Source organism: Roseovarius sp. MS2 (assembly GCF_051447875.1).
Taxonomy (GTDB): domain Bacteria; phylum Pseudomonadota; class Alphaproteobacteria; order Rhodobacterales; family Rhodobacteraceae; genus Roseovarius; species Roseovarius mucosus_A.
The window spans coordinates 222769-248387 of the sequence record NZ_JBKHVF010000001.1 but is presented as its reverse complement, the minus strand read 5'-3'; the positions used below and the strand labels follow the sequence as shown (position 1 = coordinate 248387).

Sequence of the window (25619 nt, the reverse complement as noted above, 5' to 3'; positions counted from 1 at the left end):
CTTTTAAACATCCCACTGAAGTTAGGGGGCGGTGCGCTCAATCTAGAACACACTCGTCCCGGGCTTGACCCGGGACCTCGCCGAGGCGAGGTGGAGGCCCCGAGGCGATGTGACTCCGATCAGACCCAACGTTCTCTAAGGCGCAGGGCCGCGCAAACCGGACTCTGCCGCCAGACCTTACAAAATCACCTTACAAACCTTACAGAGCTTGAGGTTTGCCCTTGCCCCCACCCGCCACATGCGGCAGCACTCGGGCAACGGATCTGAAGGACGGACATCACATGCGAGAGGCGACCAAGGGTATTCTGGCGATGGTCGCCACCTGCAGTGTCTGGGGCCTCTCGGGCATCTATTACAAGCTGCTCGATCATATCCCCCCCATTGAAATTCTCGCCCATCGCACCCTCTGGTCCTTCATTTTCTTTGCTCTCGTGCTCTTGGTTCAAGGGAGAATTTCCGTTTTGCGTCAAACCCTTGGCGCGCGAAAATCGGTGCTTTTGATCGGCTTTGCCGCGCTGATGATCTCGACCAATTGGTTCGTTTTCATCACCTCCATTCAGATCGGCAAAGCGGTCGAAGCGTCTTTAGGCTACTACATCTTCCCGCTCGTCGCCGTTCTCTTGGGGGCCATCGCCTTTCGCGAACGCCTTGGAAAGGCTCAGCTTTTTGCCGTGGCCCTCGCCGCGACGGCGGTGATCACGCTGACCATCGGTCTTGGCGTCCCGCCTTGGATCGCGCTGATACTGGCAACCAGCTTTGGTTTCTATGGCCTTGTTAAAAAAGGGCTTTCTGTCGGCCCCGTGGTCTCGGTCACTGCCGAGGTGCTGTTGTTGTCCCCCATTGCCTTGGGCGTTCTGTGGTGGTTCCACTCTGACGGGCACGGGGCCTTTGGCACCAATTGGCACGACAGCCTGCTCTTGGCCTTTTCCGGTATCCTCACCGCGTCCCCCCTCATCATGTTCAGCTATGCCACCAAACGCATCACATTGGCCACCGTCGGGCTGGTTCAATACATGAACCCCAGCCTGCAATTCCTTGTTGCAACACTCTTATTTCGCGAAATGTTCAGCTTCTGGCATGCCATTGCCTTTGGCATGATCTGGTCTGCTTTGGCGATTTACACCACCGCCAGCCTCCGTCAGGACAGGGCGGCGCGCAGGGCGATCCTTAAATCCTGAGGTGTTTCAAGGCTCTGGACAAAGGATTTCACATTCTCAGCGGCGAAACCCTGCCTCACCACATGATCCAGTATCTGCATCAAGGGTGTCCAGTATCCATTTGTGTTTAAGATGAAAATCGGCTTTTGATGCAATCCAAGCTGACGCCATGTCAGCACCTCGAAAAACTCATCCAGCGATCCCGCGCCACCGGGCAGAACCACGATGGCGTCAGAATTCATGAACATCACCTTCTTGCGTTCATGCATGGTCTCGACCACAATATATTGCGTCAGATCCCGCTTGCCGACCTCCCAAGACACCAGATGCGCGGGAATAACGCCAAAGGTTTCACCGCCTGCGGCCTGAACCGCGCGCGCCGTGGCCCCCATCAAACCGACATCCCCCGCGCCATAGACAAGCCGCCAGCCCTCTGCGGCCAACATCTGGCCCACAGCCTTTGCTTCTTGCATATATATAGGGTCGTGGCCGGGACGTGCGCCGCAAAAGACACAGACAGAACGCGCGGCCATGAAATCACTCCGGGCACATGCAGGGTTGTTTTGACCCGTGATAGCCTTGTTGCTATTCTCGGACAACCGGCCAAAGCGCCGCGAGAGGGGGATTTTTAAAAATATGAGCAAATTCGGTGGCTTAGGCACTGGATCGGTTATGGGGCTCGGCGGATTGGCCGTGGTCGGCGCTGTTATTGCGGCTCTTTGGTTCCGCGCTCAACCTGCGCCCACCCCAGAAACATCTCCCGTGGTCGAAACGGTCGAGGCCCCAGCCCCCGCGCTGCCTGATCCTGCCCCAACCCCGCTCATGCCCGAAGCACCGACCATCGACACCTTCCGGTTGGAACCCGGCGGCCAGATGATCATCGCCGGTCAGGCAGAGCCGGGATCACAGGTTTCGATCCTTTTGGACAACGTCATGATCGGCTCGGTTCTCTCTGATAATGCAGGGAAATTCGTGCAGTTCCTCGATCTGCCCGCCAGCACCGCACCGCGTGTTCTCTCCCTGCGGACGCGCTCGGACCCATCGGGGCCAGAGCTTGCGTCGCAAGATGAAATCATCATCGCGCCCACTCCCGTTGACCACGCCGAGGCTTCGGTGCCCGTTGCGGCCCCTTCTGTAAGCTCCGAGGTGCAAGCCGTTGCATCCGAAGAGAATTCTTCGCCCCCACTGGCCGAGTCACAAGACGCTCCACAACCCAGTCAAACTGTGCTTCTCACCGATGAAACCGGTGTGCGCGTGTTGCAAACCCCCGCTGCGGAAACGCCGCCCGATGTCATGTCAAATGTCGCGCTCGACGCGATCACCTATTCCCCCGATGGCGATGTCGAACTCTCAGGCCGGGCGCAAGGTACTGGATTCGTTCGGATTTATATTGACAATGATCCGGTTGTGACCTCTCCAATATCCTCCGCAGGGGATTGGGCAACTGCCTTGCCCGAGGTTGATACCGGTGTCTACACCCTGCGCGTCGACGAGGTTGACACCACAGGTGCGGTGACGTCGCGGGTGGAAACCCCCTTCAAGCGCGAGGATCAGGCTGTGCTGACCGCCGCCCAAACCGCAGAGAGCACACCAATCCGTGCGATCACCGTTCAGCCCGGCTCAACCCTCTGGGCAATCTCCCGCGAGGCCTATGGCGAAGGTCTGCTCTATGTCCGCGTGTTTGAGGCCAATCGCGACCGCATCCGCGATCCGAACCTCATCTACCCCGGCCAAGTCTTTGCCTTGCCACAATAATCCTTTCTGGCAATCTCCCCGCCTCAGGGCTATCTCTCCATAAGGGATTGAAAAGGCCAGCCTATGCGCCACGCCAGAATTACGACATCAGACGCTCCTGCAAAGGGCTGGCGCACCATTCGCCGTGTCGCGCCCTATCTCTGGCCTGCCGATCAGCCTTGGGTCAAACGCCGTGTGGTGTTCGCGCTGATGGCTTTGGTGGTGGCCAAATTGATCGGTGTCGGAACCCCGTTTTTCTATAAAGCCGCAGTCGACATGCTGGCCGGAGAGGGACAATCCGCTGCCTGGATGTTGGGGGCCGGGGCGGTTGGCCTGACCGTCGCATATGGCATGGCGCGCCTCATGACGGTAAGCTTTCAGCAACTGCGCGATGTGATCTTTGCCCGCGTCGCACAGCGCGCCCTCCGCGCGCTTGCCCTCAAGACGTTCCAACATATCCATTCAATGTCAATGCGTTACCACATCACGCGCAAGACGGGTGGCCTCAGCCGAATTATCGAGCGTGGGGTCAAAGGGGTCGAGTTCCTGCTGCGGTTCCTGCTCTTTTCCATCGGACCTCTGGTGCTGGAACTGGCACTTATCGGGATCGTTCTCGCGGTCATTTTCGATATCTGGTATCTGGTCGTGGTCGTCGCCGTGATCGGCACTTATGTCGCCTTCACCTTCAAGGTCACGGAATGGCGCGTCCGCCTGCGCAAAGAAATGAACGATCAGGATACCGACGCCAACCAAAAGGCGATTGATAGCCTGCTGAACTTTGAGACCGTCAAATATTTCGGTGCAGAACGCCGCGAGGCCAACCGCTACGATGCGGCCATGGCTGGCTATGAGAAAGCTGCGCTTCAGACCTCTTACTCCTTGGCCTTTCTCAACTTTGGGCAATCCCTGATCATTACGGGCGGGTTGGTCATCGTGATGGTCATGGCAGCAGTGGGGGTTCAATCGGGCTCTATGACCGTCGGCGACTTTGTCATGGTCAACGCCTATATGATCCAGATCACCATGCCGCTCAACTTTCTGGGCACCGTCTATCGAGAGATCCGGCAAGCTCTGGTCGATATGTCCGAAATGTTCGATTTGTTAGAGCAACAAGGGGATGTTGAGGATAAGTCTGGTGCAGATGTTCTAAAAGTAACAGGTGCCGCCGTTCGATTAGAGGCGGTAGATTTTGGATATGACACCAATCGACCGATCCTAAAGGGCGTTACGCTTGATGTTCCGGCGGGGCAGACGGTTGCGGTGGTTGGGCCCTCTGGATCGGGCAAGTCAACCATCGGGCGTCTTCTTTTCCGCTTTTACGATGTCCAGGCGGGGCGTGTTCTGATCGATGGCCAGGACGTGCGCGATGTCACGCAAGAAAGCCTTCATGCCGCTATCGGTGTGGTGCCGCAGGACACGGTGCTCTTTAACGACACCGTTGGCTACAACATCGGATATGGGCGCGCCGGGGCCACACAAGCCGAGATCGAAGAGGCCGCGCGTGCGGCCCAGATTCACGATTTTATCGCAAGTTTGCCCGAGGGTTACGCGACGCAAGTGGGGGAACGCGGCCTCAAACTCTCGGGCGGTGAAAAGCAGCGCGTGGGAATCGCGCGCACTTTGCTTAAAAATCCACCAATCCTGCTGCTGGACGAGGCGACAAGCGCGCTCGACACTCAGACCGAGCGGGAGATCCAAGGGGCTTTGGCGCGTGCGGCCGAAGGGCGCACCGTGATCATGATTGCGCACCGCCTGTCCACCGTCGCCAATGCGGATAGAATTGTCGTTCTAGATCAAGGGGTTGTTGTCGAGGAGGGAACGCATTCAGACCTCTTGGCACGGCAGGGGCGCTACGCCGCGCTCTGGCAACGGCAGGCCAGTGAGGATGCAGAAGAGGCGGCCTGAGCGACCTGTCATCGGACAGTTACTTTGTCCCATTAGACATCCCGTCATGAAGCGCTACATATCGCACTTGTCAGGGTGCAATGACGATATATAGTGAAGTGAGGACGGGGTCAGGTGCCCGCTCTGGCACCTGCGCCCCCAACGACCGGGGTGAGAGGACAGTCAGTCAGATGGACGGCGATTTCAGGACCGAATTTGTAAGAGAGCCTGCATCCTTGCGGCATTTCCCGGCACTTGTGCTGAACGCGGATTATCGCCCGCTCTCTTATTACCCGCTGTCGCTCTGGACTTGGCAAGAAGCGGTCAAGGCCGCGTGGTCCGACCGGGTGGATATCGTGGCCGAATACGATCACTGGGTCCGAAGCCCAAGCACTGTGATCCGCATACCGTCGGTTATTGTGCTGAAAGACTACGTTAAACCTCAAAAGCGCGTGGCCTTCACGCGCTTTAATTTATTTCTGCGCGATGACTTCATGTGCCAATATTGCGGCTCCAAGGGCGAATTGACCTTTGACCACGTCGTGCCACGCGCGTCCGGCGGGGTTACAAGCTGGGAAAACGTTGTGGCGGCCTGTAGCCCGTGCAACCTGCGCAAAGGCTCCAAAAGCCTGCGCCAATCGGGCCTAAGCCTGCGCAAACCGCCGCGTATGCCGGGGGCAGAGCAGTTGCGCAATCAAGGGCGCAAGTTCCCCCCGAACCACTTGCACGACAGTTGGCTCGATTACCTCTATTGGGATGCCGAACTCGACGCTTGACGCGGGATCTTTGTCTGCTGGCCAACGCTTGCATCTTGCCCCGGTCCCGGCGCAAATATGCGCCCAGAGGCGACGGCGGGGCAAAGGCCCCAAGGGAGAGCAGGATGATTCCGGTCAGAGGATATGCGGGTGCCAAGGTTGCGGTGCTAGGGCTTGGACGTTCCGGCCTATCGGCGGCCCGTGCGCTGCGCGCAGGCCATGCCGAGGTGCTGGCCTGGGACGATAGCGAAACCGCGCGCGACACCGCCGCTGCCGAGGGGTTTGCCATCGTCGATCTGGCGCGTGCCGTTGCGTTTGACGGGGTGGCGGCGCTGATCGTTAGTCCCGGCATTCCGCATCTCTATCCCGTTCCCAACCGTGTCATTGCCGCAGCACAAGAGGCGGGCGTTCCGGTAGACAATGATATCGGGCTCTTTTTTCGCTCGTTGGCCACAGATGATTGGGATGGCTTTGACGTGACGCCCAAGGTGATCGCCGTCACAGGAAGCAACGGCAAATCCACCACTTCGGCCCTCATTCACCATGTGTTGACCGAGGCGGGACGGGCGGCGCAACTGGCGGGCAACATCGGCCGCGGGGTGCTGGACATTGATCCTCCCGAAGACAGCGGCGTTGTGGTGCTCGAACTGAGCAGCTATCAGACTGATCTGGCGCGGGCGCTGACGCCAGATGTGGCAGTATTCACCAATCTTTCGCCAGACCATCTTGATCGTCATGGCGGATTGGGGGGCTATTTTGCCGCCAAACGCAGGCTTTTTGCCGAAGGAGGGCCGGACCGGGCGGTGATCGGCGTCGATGAGGCCGAGGGGCGCTATCTGGCGGGGCAGATGGCCGAGGGGCCGAATGATGACCGCGTTATCCGTATTTCGGTGGATCGCAAGCTGAGCGGTTTTGGATGGTCGGTGTTTGCGCGCAAGGGGTTCCTCAGCGAATATCGTCATGGGCGTCAGGTGGGGTCGATCGACCTGCGTGAGGTCAAGGGCCTGCCCGGATCGCACAATCATCAGAATGCCTGCGCCGCCTATGCGGCCTGTCGAACCTTGGGTCTGGCCCCCCGCGTGATCGAGGCGGGATTCCACAGCTATGCCGGTCTGCCGCATCGTAGCCAGCGGGTTGCGGAAAAAGATGGCGTCATCTTTGTGAATGACAGCAAGGCCACCAATGTCGACAGCGCGCTCAAGGCGCTCTTGGCGTTTGACAATATCCGTTGGATCTGTGGCGGGCTCGAGAAAGACGGCGGATTGGGCGGACTGGCCCCCGGCCTTGCGCATGTGCGCCGGGCCTATGTGATCGGACGCGAGGCGGCGCAGTTCGCCATTGGGTTGGGGGCTGTCGATACCGAGGTATGCACCACGATGTCCGAGGCGGTCGCCCGCGCTGTCCGCGATGCAGAGCCGGGGGATGTGGTGCTCTTGGCACCGGCTGCGGCGAGCTTTGATCAATATGACAATTTCGAAAAACGCGGCGAGGATTTCATGGCGCAGGTGCATGCGCAGCTTGGGGGCTAGTGGCATGATCCAGCTCGATCATCTGGCGGTCGCAGCAGAGAGCCTTGAGGCGGGGCGCGCGTATGTCGAGGCGGCGCTTGGGCTGCGCTTGCAGCCCGGTGGCCAACATGCGCATTTCGGCACGCATAACCTCTTGTTGGGATTGGAAGAGGGTCTTTACCTTGAAGTGATCGCGATTGATCCGGACGCCCTTGCGCCAGCATATCCGCGTTGGTTCGATCTGGATCGTTTCAGCGGCGCGCCGCGGCTTCACAACTGGATTTGCGCGGTCGAGGATCTGGAGGCGGCGCTGATCCAATATCCCGGGGCGGGACAGGCCGTGGATCTGGCGCGGGGTGATCTGCGGTGGCGCATGGCGGTGCCGGATACTGGCGTGCTCCCGATGGACAATCTCTTTCCGGCGTTGATCGAGTGGCAGGGCTTGATGCATCCGGCGACCCGGCTTGCGCCCTCGGGTGCGCGGTTGCGACGGTTGGTCGTTTCACATCCAGAGGCGGCGACATTGCGTGACATGATAGGAGCGCAAGTGCGGGATGCGCGCGTGGTGTTCGAGCCGGGCACCGCTGGTCTGCGGGCCGAAATTGAAACCTCCCATGGTGTGAGGGTGCTGCAATGATCCTCAGACAGGCAGAGCCGCGCGACATTGCCCCTATCCTAGCCTTTTGGAACCCACTTATTCGTGACACCTCGGTCACCTTTACTACCGTGGAAAAGACACCCGAGACATTGGCGGCTGACATAGCCAGCCGGGGCGCTGCGTTTCAGGTGGTTGAAAAGGCGGGGGCGGTGCTGGGTTTTGCCAGCTATGGCGCGTTCCGGTCGGGGCCGGGCTATGCCCATACCGCCGAGCATACCGTCATTCTGGCACCCGAGGCACGTGGGCATGGTGTCGGGCGCGCACTGATGACGCGGCTGGAAGACGTGGCGCGCACAGCAGGGCTGCATGTGCTGGTCGCAGGGGTCAGCGGCGAGAACGTAAGCGCCATCGCCTTTCACCGGGCTATCGGTTTTGCAGAGGTGGCGCGTATGCCCGAAGTGGGGCGGAAATTCGGCCGCTGGATGGATTTGGTACTTTTGCAAAAGACCCTGTGACGGTTTGCACTGACAGGGCCGGTGAATGGGTCTAGGGTAACGCCCATGTCGATCTGGGTCCGCATCTCCGAAGCCCTATCGGCCCTTGCCAATGGCGAGGGCCTGAGTGCTGTTTTCGACCGTCTTCGCACGCCACCAGAACGCAGCGTGGCCTTTACCATCGCGGTGATCGCACTCTCGGCCAAGATGGCCAAGGCAGACGGGCAGGTGACGCGCGACGAGGTCACGGCGTTTCGCGAGGTGTTCCAGATTGCTGAGGCGGATGAGGGAAACGCCGCCCGCGTCTTCAATCTCGCGCGGCAGGATGTGGCCGGTTTCGAGGACTATGCCCGTCGCATCGCGCGCATGTTCGAAGGCCAGCCCGGAACGCTCTGTGACCTGATGGAGGGGCTCTTTCACATTGCCATGGCAGACGGGGTCTATCACGCGAAAGAGGATGAATTCCTCGCGCGCGTGGCCGAGATTTTTGCGCTGCCCGCGTCGTCTTTTCGCACGCTGCGGACGCGGTTCGTGCCAGATGCCACGCCCGACCCATGGTCTGTTCTGGGGGTGACCCCTGACATGCCGATGGAAGACGTGCGCAAAGCCTGGCGGGATTTGGTGCGAGAGAGCCACCCCGATCGCATGCAGGCGCGCGGGGTGCCACCAGAGGCTGTTCGTCTTGCAGAGCGGCGTTTGGTGGACATAAACCGCGCTTGGGAAGAGATCAGCGAGGCCCGCACTCATGCGGATCGCCACCTATAACGTTGAATGGTTCAACGCGCTCTTTGACGATCAGGGCCAACCCCATGACGACGGCAAATGGTCCGCGCGCTATAATGTGACACGCCGCGACCAGCTTGCCGCGCTCGGGATCGTGTTTACCGCTCTGGATGCAGATGCGGTGCTGGTGGTTGAGGCGCCGGATGACAATGGCCGACGCAGCACCGTCAAGGCGTTGGAGAGTTTTGCAAAACTGATGCAGCTTCGGGCGCGGCGGGCGCTGATCGGCTTTGCCAATGACACCCAACAAGAACTGGCGCTGCTGTATGATCCTGACGTGCTGAGTGCGCGGCATGATCCGCAAGGTGCGACGACAGCGGGCGGGGATATGCCACCGCGGTTTGACGGGGTGTTCCGGATTGACCTAGACATCGACGATCGCGCAGATCGGGTCGAGTTTTCCAAACCGCCGCTCGAGGTGGAATTGACCACGATCTCGGGTCGGGTAACCCGACTGATCGGGGCGCATCTCAAATCCAAGGCCCCCCATGGTGCCGTGGGGCGCGATGAGGCGATCCGCATCGGGATTACCAATCGCCGCAAGCAATTGGCGCAGGCGGTGTGGCTGCGTCAAAGGATCGAGGCCCATCTTGCAACGGATGACTCTCTAATTGTGCTGGGGGATCTCAACGATGGTCCGGGTCTTGATGAATACGAGCATCTTTTCGGGCGCTCGTCGGTCGAGATTATCATGGGCGAAGGGCAAGACGCAGCCGCCGCGCTCTATGATCCGCATGCGCGCGGCGCGCTTTTTCAGCGGTTTGGGGTGGTCCATACCTCGGCAAGGTTCTACTTGCGCGACCAGCGTCGGTATATGCAGGCATTGCTGGATTACATCCTGATTTCGCCTGATCTCATGGCGCGCCGGCCGGTCTGGCGCATCTGGCATCCGTTCGATGATCCGGTTTGTTGGGACAACAAAGAATTGCGCGATGCCCTGCTCATGGCGTCGGATCATTTTCCTGTCAGTCTCGATCTCGAATTGTGATCTTAAATTCGACACTCGGAGCGATTATATGATCTGTATGAGACCGCTAAACATGATCCGAACCGCCTGTCTGATATCCGCGCTTGCGGTATCGCCTGTTGCCGCGCAGGACGCGGCAGAGGAAGAGGGGCGTTCCCTGATGGAAGAGGGGGCGCGCCTTTTTTTCGAGGGAATACAGCGGGAAATGGGACCGGCACTTGAGGGGCTTCGTGAGCGCGCCCAAGAGATGGAGCCTGCTCTGCGTCAGTTCGTCGAGGAAATGGGGCCCGCATTGCGCGACCTGATGGGCGAAATCGGCGACCTCAGCGCCTTTCATGCGCCCGAAGTGCTGCCGAATGGTGATATACTTCTGCGTCGCAAATCACCGCAGGACTTGCAGGATACGCCCGCGCCAGAGGGTGAAATCGAACTGTGATCGCGCTATTTCGGCGTTTTGATCACGATGCGCGCCGAAAGTGTTGCGGCGAGCGAGGCAAAACGCGCCTGCGCCACTTCGCCAAAGAGTGGCACCGCCTCTGCCGATAGGCGTAATTCCAGCACCTTTTTTTGCGGAAACCACCGCAATTCCCCAAGTTGGGCATTGCGCTTGAGCCAGAGCATCGCGGCAAAGCGCATGGCCTTGCCGAGAACTTCGGCTTCGTGACGGTCCTTTTCGGTAAGCAGACCGTCTAAATCGGCAAAACGGCTGCCTTCGCGTTTGTTTGAATAGCGGTGCAAAAGGGCAAGGCCCAGATACACCCTCTCGGAGTGTTTGAGCCCGCCCAGATTGGCGCGCGTGGCATTGTCAAAACAAACTTCAGCCCGGTAATCGGGATGGGCGCGCCAACTGACATCATGCAAGAGGCAGGCCGCGCGGATCAGGCGGCGGCGCTCGGGCTTGGCAGACTTAAAGAGCGGCAGGATGAAATGATAGATCACCTTGCCAAAACCGGGCAGGCGCGCATCCTTTTGTTCGGCGAACCGACAGGCTTCGATCAGGGGGTCACGGTCGCGCAGCATCTGCGGCATCTGCTCGTAAAGCAGACCCTCGCGGATACCATAGCTCGATACGGCGATGTCACGCGGCTTGAAGGTCTTGACCAACTCTCCCAGAACTTCGATCGCCTGCGGCACTAGCTCGATCCGCGCCATAGACACGCCGGATTGCGCCCGGAGCGTTTCGAGGTCCAGCTTTTCAATGTATTTTATCGTCGCGCGCACGTCAGCCGGGGTCATGCGGTATTCATGCAGCACATGCAGCGGGTATTTGCGCCGCACCATGTCAATTCGGGCAATCGCCCGCCACGACCCGCCCACCAGAAAGAGGCGATTCTTTTGCTCGCCCAGTTCAGCGCGCATAGCGGTCAGCGTCTTGCGAATATAAGCACGGCGTTCTTTCTTGCCGCCCTTGAGGTCGCGCAGTTTGAGAGGGCCAAGCTGTGCCGACACCCGAGTGCCCACGGTGCCGCCATTGATTTCGGCAAGCTCCATGGACGAACCGCCGATGTCGCAGACAAGGCCGTAAGAGCCGGGCCAACCCAAGAGCACGCCTTGCGCTGATAGTCGTGCCTCTTCGCGCCCGTCGATGACCCAGAGTTTGAGGCCCGTTTCCCGCTCGACATCGGCGCAGAACTCTGCGCCGTCGCTGGCCTCGCGCACGGCGGCGGTGGCGACGATAACGAGGGGTCCGGTGTCCATTCCCTCGGCCAGCATCTTGAACCGCTTGAGCGCCTCTAGGGCGCGCTTGCGCCCCGTTGGGTTGAGCCGACCGCTTTCAGACATGCCTGCGCCAAGGGCGCACATGATTTTTTCGTTGTAAAAATAGGCAGGGCTACGGGCGGCACCGTCAAAGACCACAAGGCGCACGGAGTTGGAGCCCACATCAACCACGCCCACGCGGCTGAGCGCGCGCGCCGTTGGGCTATCGAACAGGGGGCGGCCAAATGGGCCGCCGTCGGGTTCTTTTGGATCGTTGGTGCCGTCCATGTCCGTCCCAGTCTTTCGCGCCCCCTCTATGCGACAGAGGCGCGCGTGGGTCAATCATCCGTGTGCGTCAGCTTGGGCACATCTGACGCCCCGGCAGAACCCCGGCCTGACAAAGAGGGGTTTTCCATAAAGAAGCGATGGCAGTTAAATGCAAACGTGCCCTCGATCGCTGGCGGACGAGAAAAGCTGCCATCGGGTGCCATGACCCAGCTTTGCGCCACATCCGCCATATTCGCGGCCATGACCTGACTGACGATCTGTGCTTTGACGGTCGGGTTCTCGATCTCGACCAGGGTTTCCACCCTGCGATTTAGATTACGCCCCATCCAGTCGGCTGACGAGATGAAGACACGCGCCTTTTTCGACGGCAGTCCCGCGCCATTGCCAAAACAGACGATGCGAGAATGTTCGAGGAACCGACCAATGATGGATTTTACCCGGATGTTGCTGGACAATCCCTTGATCCCGGGGCGCAAGCCGCAGATGCCACGCACCACGAGGTCAATCTTGACCCCCGCCTCAGAGGCGGCATAGAGCGCGTCGATGATATCGGGCTCAATCAGCGAATTCATCTTGGCCCATATCGCAGCCGGTTTGCCTGAGCGGGCATGTTCTGCTTCGCGATCAATCAGTTCCATCAGGCGCGGTTTGAGCGATTTCGGCGAAATGGCAAGATTTTCAAGCCCCTCAGGCTCTGCATAGCCCGAGAGGTAGTTGAACACTTTGGTCGCGTCGCGTCCCAGTTTGGTATCACAGGTGAAAAAGCTAAGATCGGTGTAAATGCGTGCGGTGATCGGGTGATAATTGCCGGTGCCGTAATGGGTATAGGTTACCAGATTGTCGCCCTCGCGGCGCACGACGGTGGAAATCTTGGCATGGGTTTTGAGGTCTATAAACCCATAGACAACATGCGCCCCCGCACGTTCCAGCCGCCGGGATTGCCGGATGTTCGCCGCTTCGTCGAACCGTGCTTTGAGTTCGACAAGCGCGGTGACCGATTTGCCATCCTCCGCCGCCTCGCAGAGCGCCTCGACAATGGGCGAGTTGCGAGAGGTGCGATAGAGCGTCTGCTTGATCGCGACAACATCGGGATCGTGCGCCGCCTGCGTCAGGAACCGCACCACCATGTCAAAGGTCTCGTAGGGGTGGTGCAACAGCATATCTTTTTGCCGGATCGCCGCGAACATGTCGCCGCCGTGATCCTGCACCCGTTCGGGCACGCGCGGTGTAAAGGGCGGCCACAAAAGATCGGGGCGCGAGTCGAGCACCAATTCCTTGAGATCAGCCAGACCGATCATACCCTCGACCTCGACCACCTCTTCCGGGATGACATGCAGTTCCTGCATGATCACGCGGCGCAGATCCTCGGGCGCATTGGCCGAAATCTTCATGCGGACCACTTCGCCACGGCGGCGGCGCTTCAACGCCACCTCGAACTCGCGCACGAGGTCTTCGGCCTCTTCCTCGACTTCTAGATCGCTGTCGCGCAACACGCGAAAGGCACAGTGGCTCTTGTAGCGATAACCGGGAAAAAGGCTGTGAAGATGCAACAAGAGCAGCTCTTCTAGGGGCAAAAACCGATACGTGCCCTCGGGCGCGGGCAGGGGGACGAACCGGGCGATCTGTTGCGGGATGGGCAAGAGTGCTTGAAGTGGGCGTTTGTCTGCCTTGCGTTCAAGTTGAAGCGCCAAACTATACCCGAGATTGGGGATGAACGGGAAGGGATGCGCCGGGTCAATCGCCAAGGGTGAAAGTACCGGAAAGGTCTTGTTCAGAAAGACATCGGCGAGATACTCCTGATCTCCCTCCTCAACGGAGCTGTGATCGAGGATCGAAATCTTTTCTGCTTCCAAATCGCGGCGGAGTGTATCGTAGGTCTGCTGCTGAGATGCGAGCAGCCTGCGGGCGTTTTCGTTGATCAACACAAGCTGCTCTGCCGGCGATAAACCATCCGCCGCCGGGGTTGTGTTACCCGCCTGCGCCAACTCCCTTAGACCGGCCACGCGCACATTGTAGAATTCATCAAGATTGGTGGCGGAAATCGACAAAAACCGCAGCCGTTCCAACAAGGGAACGCGGCTGTTTTGCGCTTCTTCAAGAACTCGCCAATTGAACCCTAGCCAACTGAGTTCACGATTAAAAAAGCGCCCCGGTCCGTGCAGGTCCAGATCGGACAATTCGACAGTTTCGGGCGTGGGATGTTTGAGAAAATCTGCTTGGGTCATGGGGGCCTTATGGCGCTGACATGTAACGGAACGGTGACGTAGCGTGGCGTTAATGCGCCAATTTGTCCAGCACTTGCGAGGCGAGTACACGGGTGATTGCGCGGCCTTCCGCGAGTGCTGCCGCATCGAGCGCCGCGACCACCTCGCGCGCTGCGTCAAACGAGCGATCCATCCGCCGCGCGAGATAGGGGATCGTGTCCGGGCTGGGGGCAATCTGGCGGTCGGCAAAGAGCTTGGTCAGCACGGCCGCCAAGAGCGTATCATCTGGCGCGCGCAGTTGGGTAAGCATCGTGCCCTGCATGCGGCTTTGCAGATCAGGCAATACGAGCGGCCATAGGTTCGGTGGCTGCCTCGCTGTCAGCAACAGCGAATGCCCCTCGGCCAATACGAGATTGTGGAGATGGAAAAGCGCCTCTTCGGAGGGGCGATCCCCTGCTATCTGATCGGCATCCTCAACCACAATTGGGCGGCTAGCGAAGTTCGGGATATCTGCCTGAGCTATGTGCTTGGCGGCGATCATCTGAGCTCCGGACAGGGCCGCCCAGACATGCGCCAGATGGGTCTTGCCCGCCCCCGAAGGTCCGGCAAGAATAAGTTTGCGTCCGGGCCAACCTTGCCAGCCTTCGATCATAGCCACAGCTTCGGCATTCGCGGGTGACACAAAGAAATCCTCACGCCCCAGTGCGGCGCGCACCGGCAGGTCAAAGCTGAGTTGGCGTGGCATCATTCGCGATCAATGCTTTCCAATCCGCGATAGAGACGGCTGTCGCGGTATTGTTCCAAAGCAAAGCGGGCAATGACACCAAGCGATGCCGCGACCGGTACCGCAACCAGCATGCCGACAAAGCCAAACAGCGCACCAAAGGCCGAGAGCGCGAATATGAGCCATACTGGGTGCAGGCCCACCGAAGACCCCACCAGCTTGGGTGTCAGGAAATTCCCCTCGATCACCTGTCCCGATACAAAGACGGCAGCCACCAGACCAACGCTGACCCAATCCCCCCAGAACTGGAACAAGGCAAGACCCACCGCAAGCACGCCGCCGACGATAGACCCGACATAGGGAATAAAGGTGATCAGGCCTGCAATCGCCCCCACCACAAGGCCAAATTGCAGCCCGACAAGCATCAGGGCAACCGCGTAATATGTCCCTAAGATCAAGCAGACCGTTCCCATCCCGCGAATAAAGCTCGCCAAGGTATTGTCGATCTGCCCCGCAAGACTGCGGATCACCGGCGCATGGTCGCGCGGCAAGAGATGATCAATCTCGGCGATCATATTATCCCAATCATAGAGAAGATAAACGGCCACAACGGGAACAATCACCAAAAGGATCAAGATGTTGACCATAGAGGCCGCAGAGCTGAGCAAGGTTTCCAGCAATTGCCCGCCGCGTTCGCGAATGGTTTCGCCCAAGGACAGCAGGGTCTTGTTCAGCGCCGAGTCTGGCTCGAACAGGGCGGGAAAGTGAGTGCTGAGAAAGCCGTGCAAATCGCGGGCCAGTTCCGGTGCCACATTGAACAGCGCCACCGCCTGATTGACGAGGCTTGGCACGATCAGCAGAACAATAACCACAAACGCGAGAATGGCGATCAGCGTGATGACCACGACCGACGCTGCACGGCTTAGGCCCATTCGCTCGAGGCGATCTGCGACTGGATCAAGGAAATAGGCAATTGCCCCGCCGAGGACAAAGGGCAAGATCACATCCCCCAGAAACCAAAGCAGCACAAAAAACACGGCCGTAGCCGCGCCCCAGTATTTCATTTGTTCCCGGACGGGGAGCGCCATGGTTCGCCTCCTGATGCCCGCCCTATGTCATGGTTTGGGCGGTAGGTTTCAAGGGGAAAGGCAGGGGGGGCGAAAACCCCGGATGCTGTGTATCGCGCCGTGTTGGGCGCGATACATGTGTGGTGGGAGAGATAACTCTCTGTCGGTCGCTGCTGTCGCTCAGGCGAGAACGATATTGGATGCCGACTCGCGGCCGTCGCGGCCTGCCTCAATGTCAAACTTGACCTTTTGGTTGTCGGCAAGGCCGGTCAGGCCTGCGCGCTCAACCGCGCTGATGTGTACAAAGACATCCTTGCCGCCGCCGTCGGGCGCAATGAATCCATATCCTTTGGTGGCATTGAACCATTTCACGGTGCCAGTCGCCATCTTACTGATTCCTTCTGTAACTGTTGCCCGCGGGAGTGCGGCAACCCGGCAAAGTCATACAAGATCGAGTGACTGAGCCGAAAAGGACAGATGGTCGATAGTTGTAGCGTCGCACGGGGAAATATGCAGTTTCCCCGTGCAAAAATCAAGATTACAGAACCGTGACGACCGTACCGATTGGAACGCGATCGTAAAGATCCTGCACATGCTCGTTGATCATTCGGATGCAGCCATTCGAGACGGATTGCCCGATCGACGATGGCTGCGTGGTTCCGTGGATGCGGTAATAGGTGTCACGACCATTCTGGAACAAGTAAAGCGCACGAGAGCCTAGCGGATTGCCAGCACCGCCGGGCTGAACATAGTCATTGCCCTTGAAGCGGCCATAGGTGCGCGGATCACGCTCAATCATCTCATCGGTGGGGCGCCATGTTGGCCATTGTTTCTTGACGGCGATGGTGGCGGTGCCGGTGAATTCCAGCCCTGCCTTGCCCACGCCTACGCCGTAGCGGCGCGCGCGACCGGGTTCTGTCACGAAATAAAGAAAATGCGCGCGCGGCAGCACAATAAGCTGGCCGGGTTGATAGACGGGATCAAACGCCACCTCTTGTGGCAGGAATCTCGGGTCAAGTTCAAAGGCATTGGCAAGGGATGCGGTACCCAAGACGGCAAGGCCAGTGGCCATGAATGTGCGGCGATGGATCATCAGAACCTCCTGAAATAATGCCTCGGTTATACGATGGGTCGCAGCGGCGTTAGAAATCAAAACGCGCAGAAGCCCCGCGTTCTAACCAAAACTGTTGCACTCGGGTCGCGCACACGCCCTGAACACTGGTAGGATGGCTGGAACGAGAAGGTGAAAGCTGGCGATAGATGGGTGCGTGATCATCAAGTTTTGGCATTGGCGACGGGTCTTGCAGGGAGCCGCAGCGACCGGCCCGGTTATGTTGATAGCCCAAGTCTGCGTTCGCGGCGGATCACGGCGAGGATCGTCGCAATCGCCGCTAGCGCCGTCGACAGCATCAGCCCCAGCAGGGCAAAGGCCCCACTGCCGGGGGTCAGCATCGTTCCGGCGAGCGCCGAGAGACCTGCCCCGATGCCGATCATCAGCGCGCCCGACAGGCCGCTTGCTGTGCCTGCGAGGTCAGGACGGATCGAAAGGGCACCAGCAGTAGCATTCGGGATGACCATGCCATTTCCAAGCCCCATGAATGTCATGAGCCCAAAGAACGTGAGCGGTGTGCCAAGGCCCACAAGGAACAGCATAAGATTGAGAGCTATGCCGCCTGCATTGAACAGTGTGCCCCAAAGCACCATGCGGTTGATGCCAATTCGGGTGGAAAACCGCCCTGAGACGAAATTGCCAAGGAAATAACCAATCGCCGGAGCACCGAACAATAGACCGAGCGTAGACGGGGGCAGCCCGAACACCCGGTCTCCTACAAAGGGCGCACCGCCCAGATAGGCAAAGAATGCACCTGAACTCAGCCCCGCCGCTAACGCATATCCCCAGAACCGGCGCGAGGTCAGAAGAGCTGGATAGTCACGGAACTGCTGCATCAAGGTTCGGCCCGACAGCGGCGCGGTCTCGCCCAAATCTCGCCAGCAGACGAAGAAAAGCGCAGCCCCCAGAACGAAAAGCGCCCAGAAGTTCGCTTGCCAGCCAAAAGCCTCGTCCAAGAGCCCGCCAAAGGCCGGGCCGATCATCGGTACCACCGCCATGCCCATGGTGACGTAGCCGATCATCGATGCGGCGCGGTCTTGGGGCACCATGTCGCGCACGATGGCACGAGATAGCACCATGGCGACCACCACGCTTGCCTGAACCATGCGAAAGGTCAGAAACACCGTGATATTCGGAGCAAAGATGCAGCCCAAGGTGGCGACTAGAAAGAGGCCAAGACCCCAGAGAATCACCGGTCGCCGCCCCCACCGATCCGAAATCGGCCCCATCAGCAGTTGCAGCCCGGCATTGACCCCAAGATAAAGTGCCACTGACAACTGGATCAGCCGGTATTCGGTGTTGAAATACGCGGTCATCCCCGGCAGGCTGGGGAGGAAAATGTTCATGGCGAGGGCCGACAGCCCCGCCAACAGGATCAGTGTCGTGATATGTGGCGGGGTGGTGCGGTCGAGATACTTGGGTGTCTGAACGCGGGTCATGCGGCATGGCTAGGAGTGACCCGCGGGGAAGTCCATGAGGCAGAGCGAAAATTCGCAAGTTTACAGATTTCCAAATTATGCTTTGCGATGATTTGCAAATTTGCCCGATTCTGCTTTGAGCCACTCCTCACAAACTCTATGCTGCGCGCAACATCGCAAGGGGAGTGCCATGAAAGACATCCTTCAGGAATTGGAAAATCGGCGCGCCGAAGCCCGGAAGGGCGGTGGTGAGCGCCGTATCGAAGCCCAGCACGCCAAGGGAAAGCTGACAGCGCGCGAGCGGGTCGAATTGCTGCTCGACGAGGGCAGTTTTGAAGAGTTCGACATGTTCAAGGCGCACCGCTGCACTGATTTCGGCATGGAGAAAGAGCGGCCCTACGGCGATGGTGTCATCACCGGGTGGGGCACGATCAATGGCCGGATGGTTTACGTCTTTTCCCAGGATTTCACCGTGTTCGGTGGGTCTTTGTCGGAAACTCATGCCGAAAAAATCTGCAAGATCATGGATATGGCGATGCAGAATGGCGCGCCTGTCATCGGTATCAACGATTCGGGTGGCGCACGGATTCAGGAAGGTGTTGCAAGTCTTGCGGGCTATGCCGAGGTTTTTCAACGCAACATCATGGCCAGCGGTGTGGTTCCCCAGATCAGTCTGATCATGGGCCCTTGCGCGGGTGGCGCGGTCTATAGCCCGGCTATGACCGATTTCATTTTCATGGTGCGCGACAGTTCCTACATGTTCGTGACTGGCCCTGATGTGGTCAAAACCGTCACCAATGAGGTGGTTACGGCCGAGGAGCTGGGGGGCGCATCGACCCATACACGCAAGTCGAGCGTCGCCGACGGGGCCTTTGAAAACGATGTAGAAGCCTTGGCTGAAGTTCGGCGCCTTTTGGATTTTCTGCCGTTGAACAACCGGGAAAAGCCGCCGGTGCGGCCCTTCTTCGACGAACCGGGCCGGGTTGAGCAAAGCCTCGATACGCTGATCCCCGACAACGCCAATACGCCCTATGACATGAAGGAATTGATCCTCAAGGTTGCGGATGAGGCGGATTTTTACGAGATTCAGGCCGAGTTCGCCAAGAATATCATCACTGGGTTCATTCGTCTTGAAGGGCAGACCGTGGGTGTCGTGGCCAACCAACCCATGGTGCTGGCCGGTTGCCTCGACATCGACAGCAGCCGCAAGGCTGCGCGCTTTGTCAGGTTCTGCGATGCCTTTGAGATTCCGATACTTACTCTTGTGGATGTGCCCGGGTTCCTGCCTGGGACAGGGCAGGAATATGGCGGTGTAATCAAGCATGGCGCGAAACTTCTGTTTGCCTATGGCGAGGCGACTGTGCCGAAAGTGACTGTCATCACCCGCAAAGCCTATGGTGGGGCCTATGACGTGATGGCCTCCAAGCATCTGCGTGGTGATTTCAATTATGCTTGGCCAACGGCAGAGATTGCGGTCATGGGGGCAAAAGGTGCCACCGAGATCATTCACCGGGCCGACCTTGGATCGCCAGAAAGGATCGCGGCGCATACCAAAGATTACGAAGCCCGCTTTGCCAACCCGTTTGTGGCCGCCGAGCGTGGCTTTATCGACGAGGTGATCCAGCCGCGCAGTACACGCATGCGCGTGAGCCGTGCCTTTGCATCCCTGCGCAATAAGAAACTGAGCAACCCATGGAAAAAGCACGATAACATTCCGCTCTGAAACGGGTGAGAATTGGGGCCAGATGAAGCACGGAGGGCAGGATGGGGCGCAGCCGCTGGCATGTGATCGAAGACGAAGATGGCGCTCTGACGGTGACGCGGAGACTGCCTGTGCGCTTCGATTTGGCGGTGGAGACCATTCTGGAGGGAACGACCGGGCGACGGAGACTGGCGCATTTGGTGCGGCAAGATCTGTGGCGGTCGCTGCAATCGCTGCGCGGCTTTGCCCCAGCCGTGCAGGTGTGCCGGGATGGGGCGGTGATGCAGGTGCGGGCTGGAGGGGCCGTGGCCGGGCGGTTTGATCGCGCCGCTTGCGAGGCGTTGATTGCCCGTGTGCTAGAGGATGCGGCGAATCGCGCGCGCTGGATGGCGCGGCTGTGAGGAGACGGGTGAGACATGCTGTGGCGCTAAGCGTCGGGTTGGCTCTTGCCCAAGGGGCGGCAGCGCAGGAGGAGGCGCTGCCGCTACCCTCGGGACTGACGGCGCAAGTTCAGGAGGTGCTGACCGACCGTCCGGGTCTGGGCCTGACCTATCGCTTTCGTTTTGTGGCTGAAGGATTCGCTGGGGTTGGTGAGAGCGAGGCGGAGTTGGAAACGGTGCTGGCCGATCTTGTTTGGCTATGCGAGAGCTACGCCTTGCCGCGATTGGCAGTAACCGGGCCTGTGCCCGCACAGGTTGTTATTTCATTGGCGGATCGACCGTCGGAATTCGGGGTTTTCGACCCTGATGTCACTCAGGTCTTCGAGGCCTACAGGCCGCAGGAAGGCGCCTGCATCTGGGAGATGTTTTAATGAGAACGCAAAATCTTGCGCCACGAAATCAACGCCTTGGAGGTACTGAGGCTTTGGGGACACAGCCGCACGGGATTGGTGATGACAGATGTTCAAATCCTGAAATTTCCGATAAGCTGCGTCGAGGTTGCACCCAAGCGACCTTTACCTCGCCCTTGAGACGGGCAGGGACAACGTGTCCTTGCGCGTCTCTTCATGAAGTTACGAGAGACAGGAGAAATACATGTCGAAGAGCCTTAAGAGCATTCTCGCAATCGGTTTCATTGCCGTTGTCGCAGCATGCGCACAGCCTGCCGAAGAAGAGTTCGTTGTGGTTGAGCCGATCACAACCGAGCCCGTTCAGACCGGCAAGTACAAGTAAGCCCATTGGGCTAGGCGCGGGACGGGCTCAAGGGTCCGTCCCGCCCACAAGACCATATACCGCATGGCGCCTCTTTGGTTCGGAGGGCGCAACATGTTGAAACATCGCGGTTTTCCTGGTCGTCTACCAAGCACGGACTTTCAATTCACAATCAGACGTGCGAACGCCAAAGGTGCCACTCCCTTGGTTGCGCGTGAGCGTTACCGCGACCGTAAGCCTGCTGATAAACGGGCAGACGCGGCTTTTGTGCGCGCGATTTGGGAGTGTTTTGGCGAAGAGCCGTTTGAGCGCGGCAATCTTGATGCCGGGCGGTTAAGCTGGCTTTTGGGCCGCGAGGTGAAGCCGGTCGATGACCCCTTTGATCCCACAAGTTACGAGGCACTCTTGGTCTTGGACCTAGATGTTGCGCGCGAGTCATTTCCCGAGGTGTTCGTGTGACCCTAACGCGCCCTCATCACCCCAGGGCGAGGACCTCGCGCTCCAGGATGCGCGGCGTTCTGCCTAGAGGCATTGAAAATCGGCAAAGCTCTGCTCATGCGAGTATCGCTGCGAGACTGTGTTTGGCCTGTGGATCGAATGCAGGCAGAGTGACCTTAGTGGCGGGAGTCCTTTCCCCAGAGGTATTGACATTGCGTCGGTCCTGCCGCCCTTCCCCCTGGGGGCGATCCTGTACGGGCGTGCATGGATCGCCCTCTTTTTCTGTTGAACATTCGATACTTGCGGTTTCCGGCGCAGATGGGCGGGGGTTCGCCGATGGTGTGTGGAGACGATGCAATCGCTTTGACGCGGCCCGCTTGGTGACGTTCTATGGCGTGGATTTTTCATGCGATCTGACAAGAGGACATCCCATATGCAAAGACTTCGAACACATCTCCTGCCGCGTGGCCTTGCTCCGACCCTTGGTGTTTTGGCGCTTGGCGCTTTGGTGGCCTGTGGTGACACGGTTCCAGAGCAGGCGCTTATCGGCGGCGGTGCGGGCGCTCTTACAACTGCGGTGGTTGGCGGCAGCGTCATCACCGGTGCCGCAGTTGGGGCCGCGGGCAACGTGGTCTTTTGTCAGGCCTATCCGAGCCGCTGCTGATGATCTGAGCGCGAACCGTTCTGCGAGCGGTCTGCCAGCCATCCAAGACCAGTTATTTAAAACCACCGGTGCGTTTCGCGCCGGTGGTTTTCTTGTTGTGCCAGAAGAAATCCGGCGCGCCGCCTAAAGGCCGCGCCGATAAGAGAGGAAGGGACGGAAGATGTTCAAGAAGATATTGATTGCCAACCGGGGCGAGATCGCTTGTCGCGTGATCAAGACCGCGCGCAAGATGGGGATTGCGACGGTGGCGATCTATTCCGATGCGGATCGCAACGCGTTGCATGTGCGCATGGCCGACGAGGCGGTTCATATCGGTCCGGCGCCTGCGTCCGAGAGCTATATCGTGATCGACAAGGTGATGGCCGCGATCAAGGCCACCGGGGCAGAGGCGGTGCATCCGGGCTATGGCTTTTTGAGTGAGAACCCCAAATTCGCGCAGGCGCTGGAAGCGGCAGGCGTGGCCTTTGTCGGGCCTCCCGTAAAGGCGATTGAGGCGATGGGGGACAAGATCACCTCGAAGAAAATCGCGCAAGAGGCAGGCGTTAGCACCGTGCCCGGCTATATGGGCCTGATCGCCGATGCCGAAGAGGCGGTGACCATCTCAAATCAAATCGGCTATCCCGTCATGATCAAGGCCTCTGCGGGCGGCGGCGGGAAGGGGATGCGGATCGCTTGGAATGACGAGGAAGCGCGCGAGGGCTTTCAAAGTTCCAAGAACGAGGCGGCGAGTTCTTTTGGTGATGATCGCATTTTCATCGAAAAATTCGTCACCCAACCGCGCCATATTGAAATTCAGGTGCTCTGCGATACCCACGGTAACGGCATCTATCTTGGCGAGCGCGAATGCAGCATTCAGCGCCGGAACCAGAAGGTGATCGAAGAAGCGCCGAGCCCGTTTCTTGATGAGGCCACACGCCGCGCAATGGGTGAGCAGGCCGTGGCACTCGCGCAGGCGGTGGGTTATGCCAGTGCAGGCACGGTGGAGTTTATCGTGGATGGACAGAGGAATTTCTACTTTCTCGAAATGAACACGCGCCTCCAGGTTGAACATCCGGTGACGGAATTGATCACCGGCGTCGATCTTGTGGAACAGATGATCCGGGTTGCGCATGGCGAGGCGCTGAGCCTCAAACAAGCGGATGTAAAGCTGACAGGCTGGGCGATGGAGAGCCGTCTGTATGCCGAAGACCCATATCGCGGGTTCCTGCCATCTATTGGTCGTCTGAGCCGGTATCGGCCGCCCGAGGAGCTGGCGATGGACGGTGCTGTGGTGCGCAATGACACGGGCGTGTTCGAGGGCGGCGAGATCAGCATGTATTACGATCCGATGATCGCCAAGCTGTGCACTTGGGGCCATACCCGCGCCGAGGCGATCGAGGGCATGCGCGTGGCTCTGGACAGCTTTGAAGTTGAGGGCATTGGGCATAACCTGCCGTTCCTGAGCGCCGTGATGGATCATCCGCGCTTTGTCAGTGGCGATATCACCACGGCCTTTATCGCCGAGGAGTATCCCGAGGGTTTCACTGGCGTAACACTGCCGGAAGAGGCGCTGCGCGCGATTGCGGCAAGCACGGCGGCGATGCATCGGGTGGCTGAAATCCGACGTACGCGGGTATCGGGGCGCATGGACAATCACGAACGCCATGTCGGTGAAGACTGGGTTGTGTCCTTGCAGGGCAAGAGCTTTGCCGTGGTGGTGGCGGCGGATCGTGAGGGGGCGACCGTGCGCTTTGAAGATGGAGACACCCTGCGCGTCACAAGCGACTGGACACCCGGCGATCAACTGGCGCGGCTTGATGTGGATGGCCGGGCGCTGGTGCTCAAGGTCGGCAAAATCAGCGGCGGGTTCCGCATCCGCACGCGGGGCGCCGATCTCAAGGTCCATGTGCGCACGCCGCGTCAGGCGGAACTGGCCGCGTTAATGCCCGAGAAACTCCCACCTGATACATCCAAGCTGCTGCTCTGTCCGATGCCGGGGTTGATCGTAAAGGTCAATGTGGCAGCGGGCGAAGAGGTGCAGGAGGGGCAGGCACTCTGTACGGTGGAGGCGATGAAGATGGAAAACATCCTGCGCGCCGAGCGTAAGGGCGTGGTGGCAAAGGTGAATGCGGGGCCGGGTGACAGCCTTGCAGTGGATGATGTGATCATGGAGTTCGAGTGAGGGAATGCACCTGACCCTGCGCCATGACCTGCGGCTGCTTTCGTGCCTTGCTGCTATCGCTGTCGTTGCCGCTTGTGCGCGTGACGCAGAGGCGGCGCAGCGCGGGCGGCTGGCAGCGTGGTTTGCGTTGGGCGAAACAGTGGAATTTGCGGCGACGATGCAGTGTGCCGTGGGCCTCTATCGCGTAACGGATGGGCGGATCAAGGCGGCGATGCCCTTGGTCGGGTCAGCGTCAGAGATGGCGCGCGCCCTCGCCGCGCGTGGTCAGGCGGCTTGGATCGCGCCGGGGCTGGCCCCCGATGCGGCCATGGTGGCCATGGCCAATTTCGACCGGCCTATCGGTATGGCTATGCGACGCGCAGGCCTTGAGGCGCGCGCCTGCATGGAAGCGACAAGCGAGAGCGCCTTTCATCACATCTTGGGTCAGCCGGGTGCCGTGATGGCATGGGAAGCGCATGTGGGCGCGCTCATGCTGATGGACCCTGCCACAGGGCTTTTGATTGTGGCGATTGGGGCCGGATGATGGTGTGCGAGCATCAGCTATCGCCCGGACGCTCCCGCAGTTCCTGTTGGCGCATTGGCAGTTTGTCGATGGTGCGGACGATCTCGCGCACATGCCAGGGCGCGGGCTTGCGCAGGTATATCACCCCGTCCTTGCCGATAAGCACAAGGCCAAATCCACGAGGGCGCAGCATCTTGCGCAGGTCCGAGCGCGCGTCAGGATCAGTGTCGGTGATCACCACCACATCAAGCGAATTGAGCACATCAAGCCGCTGGGTGATATACGCCATCTGTTCAACATATCGCGGATCGGCGGGCGTATCGGCAAAAATCACAAGTGGGCGCTTGAGCCAGAGAAAATCCTTCAAATTGACAGTATCTGCCGAGAGGATCGAGGCAGACGCGGGGCCCGTATCGCTGTCCTGCGCGGTCGCTGGCAGCGCGATAAAGAGAGCCAAAACAAGGGATAAGATCGTTTTCATGGGGTCTCCTGTCGGTCAAGATATAGGCTGGATGACGACGATTGCGAAGGGTGAATGGCAAGCGCACGGAAATTTTCCGAAGTTAAGCGCATGGTCAGGAATGGCGGGCAGGATCGAGACCAATCGTTTG

Annotated in this window: 27 protein-coding genes; 18 read left to right on the top strand and 9 right to left on the bottom strand. The window is 59.3% G+C overall.

Annotated elements, in window-relative coordinates:
* Positions 1–281 precede the first annotated feature (281 nt).
* Entirely contained in the window at positions 282–1178 is an 897-nt protein-coding gene (rarD, locus tag ACLGGT_RS01310) for an EamA family transporter RarD (RefSeq protein WP_437194870.1), read from the top strand.
* On the opposite strand, the gene ACLGGT_RS01305 is transcribed toward rarD, so the two are convergent.
* Positions 1139–1690, bottom strand: coding sequence for a TIGR00730 family Rossman fold protein (locus tag ACLGGT_RS01305; RefSeq protein ID WP_437194869.1), 552 nt, complete (start codon positions 1688–1690; stop codon positions 1139–1141). The genes rarD and ACLGGT_RS01305 overlap by 40 nt on opposite strands.
* 103 nt (positions 1691–1793) lie before the next feature.
* Between ACLGGT_RS01305 and ACLGGT_RS01300 the strand changes: the two genes are divergently transcribed.
* The 9 genes from ACLGGT_RS01300 (at position 1794) to ACLGGT_RS01260 (ending at position 10316) form a co-directional block, all read left to right on the top strand.
* On the top strand, positions 1794–2912 hold the full coding sequence (locus ACLGGT_RS01300) for a LysM peptidoglycan-binding domain-containing protein (protein WP_437194868.1): 1119 nt from the start codon (positions 1794–1796) through the stop codon (positions 2910–2912).
* A gap of 63 nt (positions 2913–2975) precedes the next feature.
* On the top strand, positions 2976–4796 hold the full coding sequence (locus ACLGGT_RS01295; protein WP_422000377.1) for an ABCB family ABC transporter ATP-binding protein/permease: 1821 nt from the start codon (positions 2976–2978) through the stop codon (positions 4794–4796).
* 170 nt (positions 4797–4966) lie between these two features.
* The gene (locus ACLGGT_RS01290; protein WP_437194867.1) at positions 4967–5551 is read left to right on the top strand and encodes an HNH endonuclease; all 585 of its coding nucleotides are present in this window, start codon (positions 4967–4969) and stop codon (positions 5549–5551) included.
* 104 nt (positions 5552–5655) lie between these two features.
* A complete protein-coding gene (gene murD, locus ACLGGT_RS01285; RefSeq protein WP_437194866.1) occupies positions 5656–7059 on the top strand; it encodes a UDP-N-acetylmuramoyl-L-alanine--D-glutamate ligase in 1404 nt (467 codons plus the stop codon).
* Between the two features lie 4 nt (positions 7060–7063).
* Positions 7064–7675 (top strand): VOC family protein, encoded by a 612-nt coding sequence (locus ACLGGT_RS01280; protein ID WP_437194865.1) that lies wholly within the window; start codon positions 7064–7066, stop codon positions 7673–7675.
* Entirely contained in the window at positions 7672–8151 is a 480-nt protein-coding gene (locus ACLGGT_RS01275) for a GNAT family N-acetyltransferase (RefSeq protein WP_008280553.1), read from the top strand. The genes ACLGGT_RS01280 and ACLGGT_RS01275 overlap by 4 nt, the downstream gene beginning before the upstream one ends.
* A gap of 45 nt (positions 8152–8196) precedes the next feature.
* Positions 8197–8895, top strand: a complete 699-nt coding sequence (locus ACLGGT_RS01270) for a molecular chaperone DjiA (protein WP_008280552.1) — start codon at positions 8197–8199, stop codon at positions 8893–8895.
* Positions 8876–9901 carry an endonuclease/exonuclease/phosphatase family protein gene (locus ACLGGT_RS01265; RefSeq protein WP_437194864.1) on the top strand — a complete coding sequence of 342 codons (1026 nt, stop codon included), beginning with the start codon at positions 8876–8878 and terminating at the stop codon, positions 9899–9901. The genes ACLGGT_RS01270 and ACLGGT_RS01265 overlap by 20 nt, the downstream gene beginning before the upstream one ends.
* A gap of 52 nt (positions 9902–9953) precedes the next feature.
* On the top strand, positions 9954–10316 hold the full coding sequence (locus ACLGGT_RS01260; RefSeq protein ID WP_151979589.1) for a hypothetical protein: 363 nt from the start codon (positions 9954–9956) through the stop codon (positions 10314–10316).
* 5 nt (positions 10317–10321) lie between these two features.
* Here the strand turns inward: ACLGGT_RS01260 and ACLGGT_RS01255 are convergent, their stop codons facing one another.
* The 7 genes from ACLGGT_RS01255 to ACLGGT_RS01225 form a co-directional block, all read right to left on the bottom strand.
* Entirely contained in the window at positions 10322–11866 is a 1545-nt protein-coding gene (locus ACLGGT_RS01255; protein WP_008280549.1) for a Ppx/GppA family phosphatase, read from the bottom strand.
* A gap of 50 nt (positions 11867–11916) precedes the next feature.
* Positions 11917–14091 (bottom strand): RNA degradosome polyphosphate kinase, encoded by a 2175-nt coding sequence (locus ACLGGT_RS01250; protein WP_437194863.1) that lies wholly within the window; start codon positions 14089–14091, stop codon positions 11917–11919.
* A gap of 49 nt (positions 14092–14140) precedes the next feature.
* A complete protein-coding gene (locus tag ACLGGT_RS01245; protein WP_437194862.1) occupies positions 14141–14815 on the bottom strand; it encodes a chromosomal replication initiator DnaA in 675 nt (224 codons plus the stop codon).
* Entirely contained in the window at positions 14815–15882 is a 1068-nt protein-coding gene (locus ACLGGT_RS01240) for an AI-2E family transporter (RefSeq protein ID WP_037297449.1), read from the bottom strand. Before ACLGGT_RS01240 ends, ACLGGT_RS01245 begins: the two co-directional genes overlap by 1 nt.
* Before the next feature lie 159 nt (positions 15883–16041).
* Positions 16042–16248, bottom strand: coding sequence for a cold-shock protein (locus ACLGGT_RS01235; RefSeq protein ID WP_008280544.1), 207 nt, complete (start codon positions 16246–16248; stop codon positions 16042–16044).
* A 151-nt stretch (positions 16249–16399) separates the two neighbouring features.
* Positions 16400–16954: a L,D-transpeptidase gene (locus ACLGGT_RS01230; RefSeq protein ID WP_008280543.1), complete on the bottom strand. Its 555-nt coding sequence runs from the start codon at positions 16952–16954 to the stop codon at positions 16400–16402.
* A 236-nt stretch (positions 16955–17190) separates the two neighbouring features.
* Positions 17191–18411, bottom strand: a complete 1221-nt coding sequence (locus ACLGGT_RS01225) for a multidrug effflux MFS transporter (RefSeq protein WP_081506653.1) — start codon at positions 18409–18411, stop codon at positions 17191–17193.
* Positions 18412–18580: 169 nt separating this feature from the next.
* Between ACLGGT_RS01225 and ACLGGT_RS01220 the strand changes: the two genes are divergently transcribed.
* The 8 genes from ACLGGT_RS01220 (at position 18581) to ACLGGT_RS01185 (ending at position 25029) form a co-directional block, all read left to right on the top strand.
* On the top strand, positions 18581–20113 hold the full coding sequence (locus ACLGGT_RS01220) for an acyl-CoA carboxylase subunit beta (protein WP_437194860.1): 1533 nt from the start codon (positions 18581–18583) through the stop codon (positions 20111–20113).
* Between the two features lie 41 nt (positions 20114–20154).
* Entirely contained in the window at positions 20155–20493 is a 339-nt protein-coding gene (locus ACLGGT_RS01215; RefSeq protein WP_081506652.1) for a hypothetical protein, read from the top strand.
* Positions 20494–20501: 8 nt separating this feature from the next.
* The gene (locus ACLGGT_RS01210) at positions 20502–20903 is read left to right on the top strand and encodes a DUF6497 family protein (RefSeq protein WP_437194859.1); all 402 of its coding nucleotides are present in this window, start codon (positions 20502–20504) and stop codon (positions 20901–20903) included.
* A 223-nt stretch (positions 20904–21126) separates the two neighbouring features.
* Entirely contained in the window at positions 21127–21264 is a 138-nt protein-coding gene (locus ACLGGT_RS01205) for a hypothetical protein (protein ID WP_008280537.1), read from the top strand.
* A gap of 93 nt (positions 21265–21357) precedes the next feature.
* Positions 21358–21702, top strand: a complete 345-nt coding sequence (locus tag ACLGGT_RS01200) for a hypothetical protein (protein ID WP_037297538.1) — start codon at positions 21358–21360, stop codon at positions 21700–21702.
* Between the two features lie 412 nt (positions 21703–22114).
* Positions 22115–22345 carry a hypothetical protein gene (locus tag ACLGGT_RS01195; protein WP_151979586.1) on the top strand — a complete coding sequence of 77 codons (231 nt, stop codon included), beginning with the start codon at positions 22115–22117 and terminating at the stop codon, positions 22343–22345.
* Positions 22346–22505: 160 nt separating this feature from the next.
* The gene (locus tag ACLGGT_RS01190) at positions 22506–24506 is read left to right on the top strand and encodes an acetyl-CoA carboxylase biotin carboxylase subunit (protein WP_151979585.1); all 2001 of its coding nucleotides are present in this window, start codon (positions 22506–22508) and stop codon (positions 24504–24506) included.
* 4 nt (positions 24507–24510) lie between these two features.
* Complete coding sequence (locus ACLGGT_RS01185; protein WP_437194858.1) at positions 24511–25029, top strand: hypothetical protein; 519 nt, start codon at positions 24511–24513, stop codon at positions 25027–25029.
* 13 nt (positions 25030–25042) lie between these two features.
* Here the strand turns inward: ACLGGT_RS01185 and ACLGGT_RS01180 are convergent, their stop codons facing one another.
* Positions 25043–25489: a DUF4174 domain-containing protein gene (locus ACLGGT_RS01180; protein ID WP_008280532.1), complete on the bottom strand. Its 447-nt coding sequence runs from the start codon at positions 25487–25489 to the stop codon at positions 25043–25045.
* Between the last annotated feature and the right edge of the window lie 130 nt (positions 25490–25619).

Excerpts from the sequence above, each read along its gene's own strand:
- ACLGGT_RS01240 (WP_037297449.1), bottom strand. The coding sequence starts at position 15,882 with ATGGCGCTCCCCGTCCGGGAACAAATGAAATACTGGGGCGCGGCTACG.
- ACLGGT_RS01265 (WP_437194864.1), top strand. The coding sequence starts at position 8,876 with ATGCGGATCGCCACCTATAACGTTGAATGGTTCAACGCGCTCTTTGAC.
- ACLGGT_RS01305 (WP_437194869.1), bottom strand. The coding sequence starts at position 1,690 with ATGGCCGCGCGTTCTGTCTGTGTCTTTTGCGGCGCACGTCCCGGCCAC.
- ACLGGT_RS01290 (WP_437194867.1), top strand. The coding sequence starts at position 4,967 with ATGGACGGCGATTTCAGGACCGAATTTGTAAGAGAGCCTGCATCCTTG.
- ACLGGT_RS01205 (WP_008280537.1), top strand. The coding sequence starts at position 21,127 with ATGTCGAAGAGCCTTAAGAGCATTCTCGCAATCGGTTTCATTGCCGTT.
- ACLGGT_RS01220 (WP_437194860.1), top strand. The coding sequence starts at position 18,581 with ATGAAAGACATCCTTCAGGAATTGGAAAATCGGCGCGCCGAAGCCCGG.
- ACLGGT_RS01195 (WP_151979586.1), top strand. The coding sequence starts at position 22,115 with ATGCAAAGACTTCGAACACATCTCCTGCCGCGTGGCCTTGCTCCGACC.
- ACLGGT_RS01270 (WP_008280552.1), top strand. The coding sequence starts at position 8,197 with ATGTCGATCTGGGTCCGCATCTCCGAAGCCCTATCGGCCCTTGCCAAT.
- ACLGGT_RS01275 (WP_008280553.1), top strand. The coding sequence starts at position 7,672 with ATGATCCTCAGACAGGCAGAGCCGCGCGACATTGCCCCTATCCTAGCC.
- ACLGGT_RS01260 (WP_151979589.1), top strand. The coding sequence starts at position 9,954 with ATGATCCGAACCGCCTGTCTGATATCCGCGCTTGCGGTATCGCCTGTT.
- ACLGGT_RS01230 (WP_008280543.1), bottom strand. The coding sequence starts at position 16,954 with ATGATCCATCGCCGCACATTCATGGCCACTGGCCTTGCCGTCTTGGGT.
- ACLGGT_RS01185 (WP_437194858.1), top strand. The coding sequence starts at position 24,511 with ATGCACCTGACCCTGCGCCATGACCTGCGGCTGCTTTCGTGCCTTGCT.
- ACLGGT_RS01190 (WP_151979585.1), top strand. The coding sequence starts at position 22,506 with ATGTTCAAGAAGATATTGATTGCCAACCGGGGCGAGATCGCTTGTCGC.
- ACLGGT_RS01200 (WP_037297538.1), top strand. The coding sequence starts at position 21,358 with ATGTTGAAACATCGCGGTTTTCCTGGTCGTCTACCAAGCACGGACTTT.
- ACLGGT_RS01245 (WP_437194862.1), bottom strand. The coding sequence starts at position 14,815 with ATGCCACGCCAACTCAGCTTTGACCTGCCGGTGCGCGCCGCACTGGGG.
- murD (WP_437194866.1), top strand. The coding sequence starts at position 5,656 with ATGATTCCGGTCAGAGGATATGCGGGTGCCAAGGTTGCGGTGCTAGGG.
- ACLGGT_RS01235 (WP_008280544.1), bottom strand. The coding sequence starts at position 16,248 with ATGGCGACTGGCACCGTGAAATGGTTCAATGCCACCAAAGGATATGGA.
- ACLGGT_RS01225 (WP_081506653.1), bottom strand. The coding sequence starts at position 18,411 with ATGACCCGCGTTCAGACACCCAAGTATCTCGACCGCACCACCCCGCCA.
- ACLGGT_RS01215 (WP_081506652.1), top strand. The coding sequence starts at position 20,155 with ATGGGGCGCAGCCGCTGGCATGTGATCGAAGACGAAGATGGCGCTCTG.
- ACLGGT_RS01295 (WP_422000377.1), top strand. The coding sequence starts at position 2,976 with ATGCGCCACGCCAGAATTACGACATCAGACGCTCCTGCAAAGGGCTGG.
- ACLGGT_RS01180 (WP_008280532.1), bottom strand. The coding sequence starts at position 25,489 with ATGAAAACGATCTTATCCCTTGTTTTGGCTCTCTTTATCGCGCTGCCA.
- ACLGGT_RS01280 (WP_437194865.1), top strand. The coding sequence starts at position 7,064 with ATGATCCAGCTCGATCATCTGGCGGTCGCAGCAGAGAGCCTTGAGGCG.
- ACLGGT_RS01250 (WP_437194863.1), bottom strand. The coding sequence starts at position 14,091 with ATGACCCAAGCAGATTTTCTCAAACATCCCACGCCCGAAACTGTCGAA.
- ACLGGT_RS01255 (WP_008280549.1), bottom strand. The coding sequence starts at position 11,866 with ATGGACGGCACCAACGATCCAAAAGAACCCGACGGCGGCCCATTTGGC.
- rarD (WP_437194870.1), top strand. The coding sequence starts at position 282 with ATGCGAGAGGCGACCAAGGGTATTCTGGCGATGGTCGCCACCTGCAGT.
- ACLGGT_RS01300 (WP_437194868.1), top strand. The coding sequence starts at position 1,794 with ATGAGCAAATTCGGTGGCTTAGGCACTGGATCGGTTATGGGGCTCGGC.